We start from the raw sequence: 13,149 nt of genomic DNA, 5'->3' as shown, positions 1-13,149 counted from the left end.
TGGAATTTGGCTCCGCCTGAACCAAGCGCGATCGAACACTATGACGGGGAGATCGATGGTCCTACTGAAGCGCCCATCATGAACCTCTTTAGCTTTACCGAATGCGCGAACCAGAGTCATTCACTCAGAGCGCTGTTCGAGCTTCTTGTACGCTGTGCCACCAAGGAAGGCTTCGGTGAAGTCGCCTACGGCGCTCTCAACTTCGTTGATCCACTTCGGCTGGCGGAGTATCCACCTCCGACGGTGGCTGTGAAGTGGCCGCCGACTGGTGCGACCAATACTTCAAGCGCAATTACCATGCTATCGATTCGGTGGTCCGGCGGACGCCGATGCTTTCGCGGCCGTTTTTGTGGGACCAACTCGCCGACTTCTATCAACTTCAACCAGACGAAAGACGCGTACTAGAAGAGGCGAGAGAGGCCGGTCTGAAGCATGGCATGAGCGTGCCGTTGTTTGGCCCGTTGGGTCGGGTATCTGTGGTGTCGTTTGCATCCGCGCTCGACCATGCTGATCCTCAGGACCGCATCGGTCATCTCAACGCGCTGGCCTGCCTCTTTCACAGCGCCTGTAGCGAGATCGCTCGTCCTTGCAATGATGTTTGCGAGAGAAAAGCGGCATTTTCGAAGCGAGAGATCAGTTGCATGCGGTGGCTGGCGGAAGGGAAATCGTCTTGGGAAATCGGAATGATCCTGGGAATCAGCGAGAATACAGTCAACTTCCATGTCAAGAATGCGATGCGCAAGCTTGGTGCCACCGGCCGAATTCAAGCGGTCGCTCGCTATTCGCCTCAATGTTCTTTGAATTGTGAGGAGCGGGCGCCCACTGCCAAATCGTTGACCCAGCTGGCATGTTGAGCATGGCACCTTTGGCGAGCTCGCAGATACGACGCTCCTTGGGGCAAGTCCGCTATCTCACGCTGCGTGAGGTTGGGGGAATCGACTGACCCGTTTCCCCAGTATGTTGGGGCATCTCCGCAACAAACCATCCAGGCGGATCCATTGCTCAGACGAGCTCCGCACCCGGTGCTTCGGAACTCACATTGGGGGCCAGCAGGAAGAGGAGCAGCTGAGGAAAGAACCCCGACCGCGGGTCGGGGTTCCGATTCACGCAGCCACGTGGAGGTCTCTACCTGGCAAACGGGGAGCCAAACTTATAGTTGAGCCGCGCCGTGATGAGATCGACGTCCTGGTGGACGCGATCCGCGCCAAGAGCCGCTGGGAAAGTTATGTTGCTGCGCTGCATGAACAAGTGGTTGTACTCGACGCCAGCTGACCAGTTCGGCGTGAGGCTGACTTCTGCGCCGGCGCCCAACACGCCCCCCCAACGCACATCACTGTCTTTGCCAATCTCGGCGCCAGTAGCGACCGAGTTGACGTGATAGGTGTTGCTGGTCACCGCAGCACCACCCTTGCCGTACAGCAGCACGGCATTGAACGCGTAGCCGATATGACCCGTGAGTAGACCGAATGCATTTGTCGTGGTGTGAACGGTGTCTGCCGGAAAGGCGGTGCTGACATTGGAGCCGCTGAAATCGGCCCAGTTGCCCTGGCCTTCGACGCCGTAGACCATGTTGAAGATATGCCAACGATAGCCAAGCTGGCCGCCAATGGTTCCCCCAGTCGAATTATGGCAACCCTCGGGAGTGACGCCATTGAAATCCCAGCAATTGTGGCTCGTACCCCAGCCGCCATTTGCACCGATATAGTAGCCGGACCAATCGATAATCGGGGCTGCGGCCGGCAGCGGTGCCGCCTTGACGTTAACAGGCTGCCCGGCCAAGTCCGTGCCGAACGAGGGGGCGGCCGCACTGAGTGCGCCGATGCTTGCAGTCAGAATCAGAATGTTTTTCATTCGAGTGTCGTTTCCTTTCGGTGCCCCCCGGCGCCGTGCGTTTAACAATACGAACGCGAATTGCTGTAACTGCCGCACAACATGTCTTGGAAAGAAATGTGTCCAATCGTACGCGGCGTCAGATTGCGGAGCGCGCCGATTGCCGCTGCTCCGCATCCATTGAGACGCTGCGGCCCGGCGGTGGGGGGCTCGCGCGGGTCCTTCTTTGAACACGAGCCGTTCATCATAACCTGCGATGCGCAGCAACGTGGGAAGTGCTCGCTCTCCTTCAGTCGCTAGCGAGCGGCAAACGAGGCTGCGCCTACACGCTTCATGCATGCTGGCGGCTCAGACAGTTCGGCAATGAGGACGGTTGATCGCGGTCGCGCCTCGGCGCTCAGGGTCATTCTTCTGGCCCGCTTGCAATCATGAGCGAGGTGGTGATTATCGATCGCAGGCTCGATCGCTTTGGCTCGGGAGCTATCACAGGTGTAGCTCGATGTCCGTCAACGTCTACCTCGATCGAAGGGTCGAAGGCGATGCGGCTATGCTTGAAAACGCTTTCGCTTGAAGTTGCGCAAGCTCGTACCGAGCTCAAGCTCAGTAGAAAAAGGGTAGGTGGCTTCTTGGCGCGAGCGATACTAGCGCTTGCCTCGTCTGGCGGCCCATCGGCTCTGGTGTCCAGCTTGCTGGTCTCGGGTCTAAAAGCCGCAGCGGCAAGAGCCAACGAACGTTCTCGTCTAAACGGGGCAGAACATAAGTAGAGGAAATTCTGCTCGACACGCTCTGAGACCGGATTTGTCTATCGCATAAGGCCCGTTTAGATGCGTTTACCACCCCAGACGCTTCCAGCAGTACGGGTGCAAGCGCTCATTGCTCGGTCGAGCGGCGCCAGTTCAGCGCGCAAGTTGCGTATCGCCTCGTTTGCCAGATTCAGAGTATTCCGTTCGCCGCTTTTTATCGAACACTCAAGGTGAGCACGCAATCGGCTGTGAAGAACGGCCTTGAGATTATGTGCCAGCAACGGATCCTTCTCGACAAACCCCCAAGCCTTGTCAAATGCGACGCTCACGACAGCATCTGGCACCTGCACTTGATCGGGAAAAACTTGATCCATCTCGAACACTCCTGGGCATCCTGATACAAGGGAGTACCTTCAACAGCTAACCGGGAGTTCATCACGTGTCTCAGCAAGCAAGACATCAGCGCCTCAGACTCTCGATCGAGCTGCTCTCGGTGCGTCAGGAGAGTTTATAGATGTTTGTTGAAAGTCCGATGACCGAATGATGTATTGCGCGGCCCAGTTCGAATAGTTCTGAAGGGAGTGAAACGGGCAGGGGTTGCCGCGCGCGTCTTTGCCATAGTGGGCTGTTGGTCGGGATGAAATGCGGCCAAGCCGCAATACGTGGAGGCAGCCTCGGAAAGCTGCTGATGTGAGGTTTTCGGTACGGCAGTTGGTGCGCGCCGCGCCTCAGCGCCACCGGTGCGCGGCCGGACCATGTCGAGGGCTCGGCGTGCGGTGTCGAAGCGCTAGGCAGCCGGTGAGAAAGCACTCTATGGGATCGCTCGACGTCAATGCCATCCTGCGCGGCCTTCCAGCTATGGATCCAGCATTTTGCTGCGAAAACGATACAGCCACATCGTGTCCAGGCCAAAAAGGACGGCAATTCCTGCGAAGCGAACCTGTCCTGAAGCTCCGCACCCAAGCATAGCGCCAACAAAGTTGCCGAGGGCCTCTCCGAGGCCCATACCGATGGCCTTGATTCCTAGCAAGGCGAGATGATCTGGTGTTCTGGACAACCAACACTGACAACACGCGCAGGGCGATAATCTCCTCGATCGTCAACGATGCGACGGCGAGATCGAGCATGGACAGGTTCACGAACGCCGATAGCAGCGCGAATCACGGTAAGACCAGGACAGTCGACAAGATCAGCGGCCCGACGTCGTCGACTTGCGCGAGCTCGAGCCCTTCATCAGCGGTATCCATGTCCCGATCAGCAAAGCTGCATTTAGGAGGCAATGGTCCAAAACGATTTCTGGGCCTGCCAACAGGAGGCTTAGCCGGATCGGCGCAAATGAAAAGATCTGCGCCAGGGCGAACCACGTGAAAACAGTGACCACGAATCCCAAGCGAAGGTCGGACTGCGTTGCGCTATAAAGCAGCGACTTCCACTAGCTGCCGCCGCGGTCCAGGACCGGCAACCCGTTCTCCAAAAGGCATGGCAGACCAAGCCACCCGACTGATCATCAAACCAGTGACGAGGAAGGGGTATTTAGGCCTGCTTTGGGTAGCGTATTGGAGTGGCGAGTTCCGGAGCCTACTGGTTTGCTTTCTGACATGTCCGTGACTCATTGTCGTACTCTTCACTCTGCGCATGGATTTCTGCTCTCAGCAGGGTGCTTGTTCCAGATCAGTCAGCCTAGAGAGGGAGGCGAGATGCAACGTCAAGTACGATGCCCACAATCGAGTGTTTCTCACCTGGCAAAGAAAGGTCGGTCGCCATTCATTGCGGGTTTGTAAGAGAGAGTGGAGTAGGAAGGCCGGCGCAAGGTGGTACCGCAAGCCGGGATAGCCGTCCGATGTCTCGAAATATATGTGTTGGGTTGCGCTTCCGCGCTATCAGCCCTTGCAGCTGGCCAGAGGCGTCGAGGAACAGTAAGGCCTAGCTAGATCGAGCGTGACTGTGTCGTCCGCGGGCGAGATAAAGCGAGCCTGCTCTCGAACGTGGTGGCGAGCAGTTGCGATATGGAAAGCCAGCGGAAGCGGTGCGCTTATGGACGGGAGCCCATAAGCCGCAAACCTTCTATCCCTCGTGCGGACGACCTTAGCACGATTGTCAGCCCAACGATAAACGTTCGGTCAGCGCCGTCAACGTTCAGAAAAGCCCAAATTTAATCTCAGTCCACTGCTGCACGCGAAAGAATCAGCTTGGCGATCGTCATTCGATTAGCGGAGGTTCGCAGCGCTGCCGGTAGTGCCGCCACAGTCTGATCGAATAGGCGTCCCAGAACCTGAAGATCTTCGGGGAGATAAACGCCACGGTCTCGCGAAAGCCGCATTCGTTCGTCGCTCGTTCCCGTATCGCCACGCTGGCCGAGCTCGAGCTCCGCCGTAATCATTTGGCTTATGAGTGCATTGAGGAGGCGGATCGCTTCGAGCTCGTTGCCTCCGTCACGCATGAGCGCGGCCACGATGTCGAGTTGCAGCTCGATGCGATCCTCGAGGTCCTGTATGCGTGAATTGGAAGGGTCAAGTTCCACGGTAGTTCTCCAAAGTGGTGAAATGTGAGACAGGCGGAGTGAAGGTTCCGTTTTCCGTTCGCCAGAGGGGATGCGTCGCTGGGCGAATGGTTGCTGCACAGGAGGTGCGCACGGGTCCAAAGAGAGTGGCAGACATGTGCCTCGAAATGATTGCAAAAAGGGGAGGCGAGCGTATCGAAAAGCGCTGTAGCTAGCCGGGATTTTGATTGGACCGAGCCGCCCAGCGCACCGGGCAATGGCCGGACTCCAGTCGCGGGCACAGGTGATGTACTGCTTTGGTTGGAGGTCTCGGCGATAACGTCGGATTGTTGACAGCGCGAAAAGTCCAGCCCGCGCCAGTGCAAAGGGCGCTTCACTTGCCGGAGTTCTATGCTGCGGACGCATTTACCTTCGCCCAAGAGTGTGCGTAAGAGCTGTCTCTGAAGCCGTCAAGTATCATGGCAAAGGGGGAGACGACAACGCGATAGATTGCGCGCCGGACTGCGATTTGTCATCGCACTGCATTGGCGCCCCGCGTGTGTCGCTGTCAAACATTGCGTGATGCAGCCACGACAGACGTGAACTGGCTGCGACCAAGCTGAAACGATTCATTGTCGCGCGACATTCGTGAACTGTTCTTTCCGTAATCCGGCGATCGACTTATGCGGTGGTTGGCTTGAATTAGTAAAATCGAAAGTGTTGATGGGATGCATCCAGTTCGTAGATGGCGAGCGTAAGCAGTCTCACCGCCTTCATCGGAAGCGGGTTAGTTGGTATGTCCTGCGATCTCGGCTTAGAGCGCAAGGGATGTTGGGCTGGGCTGCTGATCTGTTGATGACCGACCGTCGTTGACAAGACAAAAGTCACAGGGCTGCACGTTTGCAAATGGCTTTGAAATGGCCCCCAAAAAGCTCTTGGTAGTCCCAAGCCGAAGAGGGAGAGACATGCAATCTCGGCCGCGACTAGCCAGCAGGGCTGGGCTGACGGCAATCCCCCACTATAGGTGACGTGCAGAATCCTGGCTGTTTCACGCCGCCGCGCTCTCCCTTCCGCGCGTAGATCTGAGCTTGCGCTATATGATCGGCTACGAGAATGCGTAGATAGCGGTCTGGCCATTAATCTGATAGGGGTGGCGAATGCGACTCCAGAATGAGCCCGTGCTTGACCGCAAACATTGCTGGCTTCGCCTTCCTCGGCCTGAACCTTCAATCGCTTGGCCGCAGAAAGGTCATGCCCTCGAGCCCGGCAGACTTGTAAATGGCCGCTTCAGAGGTCCTTTGCTGGCCGGATCAGACGACGGTCCGCTATTTGTCGATCATCGGACGTAGCACGTCGGTGACGTCGACGCTGGGTAGCTCTGCGAGCGCCGCAACGAACGCGAAAAACGCTCCAAAAGCGGCAACTATGAGACAGCCAGCGAGCATCGCTGCGCCAACGTTCTGAAGTCGTGTCATCATTCGCGATACTTTGGGTTCGCGGAGGCCGCCTTGCATGCGAACATTTCTACACACTTTCAAAACGGAGCGTTGCGCCGGCGGCAACTCGGCCAGAACCCGAGTCTCTTTTTGGTCGAACCAGAGCCGGCCAATCTTACCGATCGGCCAAGCCAAACGTGCGTTGGCTCGCGAGCTTCCAACGACGGTGGAGCCTACAATCTGACGTTACGTGCGGATCAAGCCCTCTTCGGGAGCGCTGGATGCGCCAGGGGCACGGAACGCCGGGCTACGGCGATCTGTCCGCTTGAGCTCATAAGACTGCCAGCCCGTATCACAGCGACCGATCACCTGGCGTCACTCAGCTTGCCCTAACCGAAGAGTGAAACCGGCCGTAAGCGCGTCAGTATGGCTGATCCTCTAACCCGCTAAGGGCGAGATCGAGATATTGCATCAGACAGGGATCCCAACCAGCCAGACTGCGGGGCGCGCTTAGTCGTGCAAGTACCTTCAGGATCATCGAAACGCGAGAATCGGCGCCGGCGATTTCGCTGATCAGCGAGCGTGCTGCAACCGCGACGGCCCTTGTGCGATCGCCGCAAGGGTGCTCGCCCCCATCCATACAATCGCGAAGATCGTCACGGATTCGCCGCCAGCGGTCCTCGCGTTCTGCAGCTAAGTTGCAGGTGCATCTGGACGTCTGGCTACGGGTCTCGACCCGCGACATGGCATTCAGGGTGGCAGGCAGCTCATCCACACTTACCTGCACCTCGCCGTCGATGGTCATGTTGCGCAAACGGTCGCGCAACAGGGTTGCTCGGGCGACTTGAAGTTCTATGCGCTCTAGATGTTTGCGCAGCAGGTCCGTCAGTGAGGTCGTGCCCTCCATAGCCTTACGAATCTCGACTAGCGAGAAGCCAAGCTCACGCAGCGCGCGAATCTGGTTAACCCGTTGCATGCTTTCGCGGTCATACATCCGATGGCCGCCGTCAGTGCGCTCTGCGGCTGCTAGGAGCCCTGTGTGCTCATAATGGTGCAGCGTGCGTACCGTTACTCCGGTCGCCTCTGCAAGTTCTCCAATGCGCCATCGACGCCGTCTTGGTGTAGCTCTGTTCATGTTGTTCAATTTCAAAGCCTACAACCTAACGTCACGTATGATTCAAGCTGCTTTCAAAGCGCAAGCTGAATCCTCTTCCCTTCCAGCGCGAGAGTGGTGACTATCCTTAGAATGACGGCGGATCAACCCTGAGGGGAAAGGGTGATCAACAAGTTCGCCAGGCATGCCAGCTGAGCCTCGCCAGCCGCTGTACGCTCCAGGATGAGTCTGGCGATTGCTGTGCGATTTTCTGGACTCCGCATCGACGGGGGTAGCGCGCTAACGGCGCCGTCGTAAAGTCGTCCGAGGGCAGAAAGCTCTTCTGGGTCGAACACGCCGCTGCATAGCGTCAATCTTCAGCTCCTCTTTTAATTGCGTCGAGGGCAGCGCACGTCGTCAAAACGTTTGGCTGCGGTAGGGCCAAAAGAAGTCATACCTGCGGCGCAGAGCGAGGAAGATGCGATGCAATGTAGGGTGATGCGATAGGGTGACATGCATGCGCGAAGCTTCGATCCGCGCGTAGACCCTCGCCCGTACGCATGATCGATCGATCACCCTCTATGCTCATAATGCATTCAGGAGCGACTCCGAATAAGCCGATCGTCTCCATGCATCGCGAGCAACTACTGACACGGAGAGTTGACGACAATAGCCGCCTAGCAGTCCGAGTTCTCCAGAGAAGTGCGGGGGGCGGCCGCGGTTGCAACGTGAACACCCGGCCCAAGCCGCACGCACCCTCCCCGGCTCTGGACGTGCTAAGAACAACAAAAAAACCTCGTGAGGCGAGCGCGGCGAAAATCGTTATCCCGCAGCAAGCCAGGCGAGGTGGAATTGTATGTGCTTGCGGCTCGCAGAATTAGCGGACGTGCTTACGATAACGGCGAGACAGTTCGTCCGAAATGCCCGGCAGTGTCTGCTCCCTCTGGGATGCAGGTCACGGGGTGATCTTGTGCGGTTGCCATGCGGGTGGCCTCCTGCAACAAAATCTCTCGCATCCACAGGCTTTCCGGGTCGCTGTTGTGAAGCACGGGCCATTGGATCGCCTCAGTGAAGGCGGGGAATGGATGCGGAAGGTCGACAATCTGAAGAGGCATCGTTCTTTGGAAATGCCTTACGAGCCCCAGTGGCATCGTGCCAATGCGGCTCGTGCCCACCACTAGGGGCGGGATCATGTTGAAGCTCTGCACGAGAACGTCGATGCGCCGATTGGGGCCGAGACCGGTTAAAAAGGACTGCGCGACGGACGCCTTGTGCGCTCCTTCGTGCTTAACCGCAACGTGGCCCATCGACATATATCGATCAAATGTAAGTTGGCGTAGTAGTTCCCTGTTCGTGCAGCAGCCTACGCTTACGAGTCTCTCCACGAAGAGGGCCGCCCTGGGGTGAGCGCCGGACGTGAAAAAGTCTGGCAGGATAACAAAATCGACTTCGCCGCGGCGAAGGAGCTCCTGGTGTTCATCGGTAGGCGCCATAACGTCGAAGCTGACGGCCGGAGCTTCTCGTGCGACGCGCTCCACGACATTGCGGAAGAATGCAACGCTTATGAAATCAGAAAGGGCGATCCTGAATCGGCGGTTCGATCGAGCTGGCTCGAAGACGTCTCGCGCTATAATTGAGACTTCAATGTGCGTTAGAGCCTCACGCACAGGACCTGCGAGCCCCTCCGCGCGTGCGCTCAAAACAAGTTCGCGACCCCTCATTCCAAACAGCTCATCACCGAAATAGGAGCGCAGCCGGGCAACGGCAGCGCTCATGGCCGGTTGGCTGAGATTGATCTTGCGTGCCGCCGAGGTGAGGCTGCGCTCAGTTAACAGAGCATCCAGCACGACGAGAAGATTTAGATCCAGACCCTTGAAACGCATCTCTTCCTATCCGCCGCAAACGTCCTTGCGCCGCAAAAAGACGAGCGGCAGCGGCTGCGTCAGAAGCCGTCGTTTTTGCTCGCCCAAATGACGTTGGCTCCCTCTTGGGATCGCGAAAAGACGCTCGCGAATGACGCAGGAATGGAGAGCGCAGCAAGCCGATCAGCAGCGGCGGGAATGCTGCGGGAGCCACCAAGCTAATCGGTCTCGCCGCTCTTGGCGGGCCACGCAGCTGGACCCGGTCAGTTCACTAATGGCAGAACAAGCTAATGTCCGGTCAGCGCCGTGTGCTCGCCAAAACGCAACGTCGAGGGCTGCGTAGTGCAGCGCTAGTCACCCTACAACCTGACGCAGTGTGCGATTCAAGCGTTTTTCTTGGCCAAGCTGGACATTTGAACTGGAGGTGTGTTCTGCCGCAATAGTGCTTGGCGTAGCCTGTTGCAGCGCAAGCGCTTCAAATGACGCAGGGGTCACCACGCTCACGACTCGGCCGATCGCCGCATCGCGACGGCTGTAGCAGCGTTTCGCCGCAAGTCCTTGAGTGGGGAAAGGAACGGAGCGCGTCGCAGGAGTTTGAGCGTATTTGGCATGTTCCGCGCGTAGTTTACGGTAAGCGCTAGCAGCGCCTGCGAGTCGGATGCTCTTGATCCCCAGTTGCCATCTTGGATGCCTCCTCGAGCAATATGCGCCGCATCCAAATGCTCGCGGGCTCCGTATTGTGGAACGAGGGCCATTGCACAGCCTCGGTAAATGTGGGCAGCGGAAGAGGCGGTTCGACGATTCGCAGTGGCATCCGTTTTTCGAAATGTCTGGCGAGGCGTAAAGGCATCGTGCCGATACGACTCGTGTCTAACAATATGGGGGGAATTAGGCTAAAGCCCTGCACGACGACCTCTATTCGTCTCCTCAGACCGTGTTCAAGCAAAAACCATTCTTCGAGGTTCGGTCTCAGTGCCCGTCCGAATTTGGCCGCAACGTGTCCCATGGAGATGTATTTCTCGACCGTAAGCTGCCGGGATAGCTGCTTGTTCGCGCGGCACCCGACGCAGACGAGCGTCTCGTCGAACAGCGTTGCCTTAGGGTGCGCGCTCGACATGAACAGTTCCGGCAGAATAAGAAAGTCAACCTCGCCCCGACGGAGTAGCTCATCGGGTTCATCGGAAAATGGCAGCAATTCGAGCCGCACGGCGGGAGCTTCCTGTGCCATGCGGTCCACAATTCTGCGGAAGAAAACGATCGTCATGAAATCTGAGAGAATGACTCTGAAGCGTCGGCTCGACTGAGTCGGGTCGAACGCGTCTCGTGATATGATCGAGAGTTGGATGTGCAGCAGGGCCTCGCGAACCGGACCTGCAAGCGCCTCCGCGCAAGGCGTCGGGACGAGCTCGCGACCCCTCATAGTAAATAGTTCGTCCCGGAAATAGGTGCGTAGCCGTGCGATAGCAGCGCTCATAGCGGGTTGGCTCAGGTTAATGTTGCGAGCTGCCGCTGTGAGGTTGCGTTCCGTCATAACGGCGTCGAGCGCAACGAGAAGATTTAGATCAAGTCCCTTGAACCGCATGCTGTGAGTCTATCCATCGTGTGGATGTGTTCTATCGAAACAATCGATTGTACCAAATTGCGGGATGTTGGATAGCAAACTGAAGTTTGAAAAGTCATCAGGCACACACCACAATGGTTTCTGATCGTTCACGTGAGCTCGGGGAAAAGCTCCTGGAAGTACGAGCGCGCCGCCCCATCGATTTCGTGGGCGCCTATGGGCGCGCCGTGCGAGCCTTCGCTTCGTGCGAAGCTCTTTCGTTGGACGCCAAGCGAGTCCCGATAAACCTTGGTATGCGGGTGCCATCCGTTTCAATATTGGAGGTTTACTCGCGTACACTTGAGAGCGCACTCAGCGTCAATTTAGGGTCGGGAAGTAGCGGCAGGCGCAGATTGCGATGCCGAGCATTTCAGGCGCCTTTCCAAACGGCGCGCCTGTCCAGCGTTTTTGGGGCGTCTTGAAGATGTATGAGAACCAGTTTGATCTGATGCCGCTCAGATGCGCGATCGATGAGACACCGCGCGTCGATGGCTTGTGCCCTGACGTCGCTATGCCAGCCAGCGATGCGACCGCAGGAGTAAAAGCTCTCTGGTGCAGACAGGCTCTGGCTAGTCCAATCGCCTCGATGGTGCCTTCTGATATATCGCGCGCATGGCACATTGGCCGGATGACGAGCGCGCACCATCGTCGCGAGCAAAGACGAGCGGCGCGGGTGCAGGCGGGCGGCGCCGAGCTCCGACAAAGCATGGCGGTCGTCTTCAGCATTGACCGGCGGCTCGGCGAGTAACGAGTTCACGTGGTCATCCCCGCTCTTAACTCTGTTGGCGCAAGGACGCTCGCCATGAACATTGCCGTATCCCCGACCACGGAAGGTGCTTCCGCGCGCGCTCAAGTGCAGTGGGGCCGTCGTTGGGAAAGCGAACTGGGGCTTACCGATCATGCCGAGCTCTCTGAGTTCTTCCGCAAGAGTTACGGCCCGACGGGTGCGTTCAATGCGCAGCCTTTTCAGGGGAGCCGAAGTTGGGCCGGCGCAAGACCCGAGCTCCGCGTAATTGGTCACGACGCGCGCGGGGTAGCGGCTCACCTCGGGCTACTACGTCGCTTCATCAAAGTTGGTGGAGTCGATCTCCTCGTGGCCGAACTGGGGTTGTATGCGGTGCGCCCGGATCTCGAAGGACTTGGAATCAGCCATGCCATGCGGGTGATGTATCCCATACTGCAGGAGGTTGGCGTTCCATTTGGCTTTGGCACGGTTCGGTCGGCGCTTGGGAAACATATGACGCGACTGGTCGAGAGGCAGGGGCTCGCCACCCTGATGCATGGCATTCGCGTCCGCTCCACGCAGCCGGATGTCTATCCAAATTTATCGCCGACCCGCATCGAAGACGTGGTCGTGTTGGTGTTTCCCGTCGGAAGCTCGATCAGCGAATGGCCGGCCGGGACTGTCATCGATCGTAACGGGCCCGAGCTGTGAAAGAGCGCTTCGCCCTATCTGCTGTCCGTTGCGACTACGCTGACGTGAGCGAAAGTCGAGCTGTCTATCTAACCTTTGACGATGGGCCAAATCCATTTTGCACGCCCGAGGTGCTCGATGTGCTGGCGCAACATCAGGTACCGGCGACATTCTTCGTCATCGGCACGTACGTGACTGAGCATCCTGAACTCATTCGACGAATGATCGCGGAAGGGCATGAGATTGCGAACCACACGATGACGCATCCGGATCTATCAAAGTGCGGACCTTCGGAGCTGCACGATGAAGTGTTGACGGCGAGTGAGGCAATCCGTTTGGCGTGCCCGCAGGCAGCCCCCAGACATATGCGAGCGCCGTACGGCATATGGACACAAGAGGTGCTCGCTATGTCGGCGAGCGCTGGCCTCACGGCCGTTCATTGGTCGATCGATCCGAGAGATTGGTCCCGGCCCGGAGTTGACGGAATTGTGAATTCAGTACTGGCGAACGTTCGCCCGGGTGCAATTGTGCTCCTGCACGACGGGTATCCTCCCGATGAGGAGGGGCTGTGTACGGATGCATCGCTGCGCGATCAGACCACGATGGCGCTGGCATATCTGATTCCGGCACTACAACGGCGCGGGTTTGAAATCCGGCCACTCCCTCAACTTCACTGAACAAAACTGACATCC

The 13,149-nt window shown here is 57.8% G+C and carries 10 protein-coding genes; 4 read left to right on the top strand and 6 right to left on the bottom strand.

Annotated elements, in window-relative coordinates; all coding sequences use genetic code 11:
- The first annotated feature begins 254 nt into the window (after positions 1-254).
- Positions 255-854, top strand: coding sequence for a LuxR family transcriptional regulator (locus N2605_RS25595; RefSeq protein ID WP_260343526.1), 600 nt, complete (start codon positions 255-257; stop codon positions 852-854).
- Positions 855-1,125: 271 nt separating this feature from the next.
- On the opposite strand, the gene N2605_RS25590 is transcribed toward N2605_RS25595, so the two are convergent.
- The 6 genes from N2605_RS25590 to nodD1 form a co-directional block, all read right to left on the bottom strand.
- Positions 1,126-1,851 carry an outer membrane protein gene (locus N2605_RS25590; RefSeq protein ID WP_260343524.1) on the bottom strand — a complete coding sequence of 242 codons (726 nt, stop codon included), beginning with the start codon at positions 1,849-1,851 and terminating at the stop codon, positions 1,126-1,128.
- A gap of 799 nt (positions 1,852-2,650) precedes the next feature.
- Positions 2,651-2,947, bottom strand: a complete 297-nt coding sequence (locus N2605_RS25585; RefSeq protein ID WP_260343522.1) for a hypothetical protein — start codon at positions 2,945-2,947, stop codon at positions 2,651-2,653.
- 1,784 nt (positions 2,948-4,731) lie between these two features.
- Positions 4,732-5,094, bottom strand: coding sequence for a NolY (locus N2605_RS25580; RefSeq protein ID WP_260343521.1), 363 nt, complete (start codon positions 5,092-5,094; stop codon positions 4,732-4,734).
- A gap of 1,815 nt (positions 5,095-6,909) precedes the next feature.
- Positions 6,910-7,623 carry a MerR family transcriptional regulator gene (locus tag N2605_RS25575; protein ID WP_260347486.1) on the bottom strand — a complete coding sequence of 238 codons (714 nt, stop codon included), beginning with the start codon at positions 7,621-7,623 and terminating at the stop codon, positions 6,910-6,912.
- An 848-nt stretch (positions 7,624-8,471) separates the two neighbouring features.
- Positions 8,472-9,464, bottom strand: coding sequence for a LysR family transcriptional regulator (locus tag N2605_RS25570; RefSeq protein ID WP_260343520.1), 993 nt, complete (start codon positions 9,462-9,464; stop codon positions 8,472-8,474).
- A 616-nt stretch (positions 9,465-10,080) separates the two neighbouring features.
- The gene (gene nodD1, locus N2605_RS25565; protein ID WP_260343519.1) at positions 10,081-11,025 is read right to left on the bottom strand and encodes a transcriptional regulator NodD1; all 945 of its coding nucleotides are present in this window, start codon (positions 11,023-11,025) and stop codon (positions 10,081-10,083) included.
- Positions 11,026-11,401: 376 nt separating this feature from the next.
- Between nodD1 and N2605_RS25560 the strand changes: the two genes are divergently transcribed.
- Genes N2605_RS25560 through nodB form a run of 3 tightly spaced genes read left to right on the top strand, consistent with a single transcriptional unit; the run spans position 11,402 to position 13,134 of the window.
- Complete coding sequence (locus N2605_RS25560; protein ID WP_260343518.1) at positions 11,402-11,791, top strand: hypothetical protein; 390 nt, start codon at positions 11,402-11,404, stop codon at positions 11,789-11,791.
- A 54-nt stretch (positions 11,792-11,845) separates the two neighbouring features.
- The gene (locus N2605_RS25555; RefSeq protein ID WP_260343517.1) at positions 11,846-12,478 is read left to right on the top strand and encodes a NodA family N-acyltransferase; all 633 of its coding nucleotides are present in this window, start codon (positions 11,846-11,848) and stop codon (positions 12,476-12,478) included.
- Positions 12,475-13,134 (top strand): chitooligosaccharide deacetylase NodB, encoded by a 660-nt coding sequence (nodB, locus tag N2605_RS25550; protein WP_260343516.1) that lies wholly within the window; start codon positions 12,475-12,477, stop codon positions 13,132-13,134. Before N2605_RS25555 ends, nodB begins: the two co-directional genes overlap by 4 nt.
- The last annotated feature ends 15 nt before the right edge of the window (positions 13,135-13,149 follow it).

Source organism: Bradyrhizobium yuanmingense (assembly GCF_025200905.1).
In the GTDB taxonomy this organism is placed as follows: domain Bacteria; phylum Pseudomonadota; class Alphaproteobacteria; order Rhizobiales; family Xanthobacteraceae; genus Bradyrhizobium; species Bradyrhizobium yuanmingense.
This window is presented reverse-complemented; position numbering and strand designations above follow the sequence as displayed.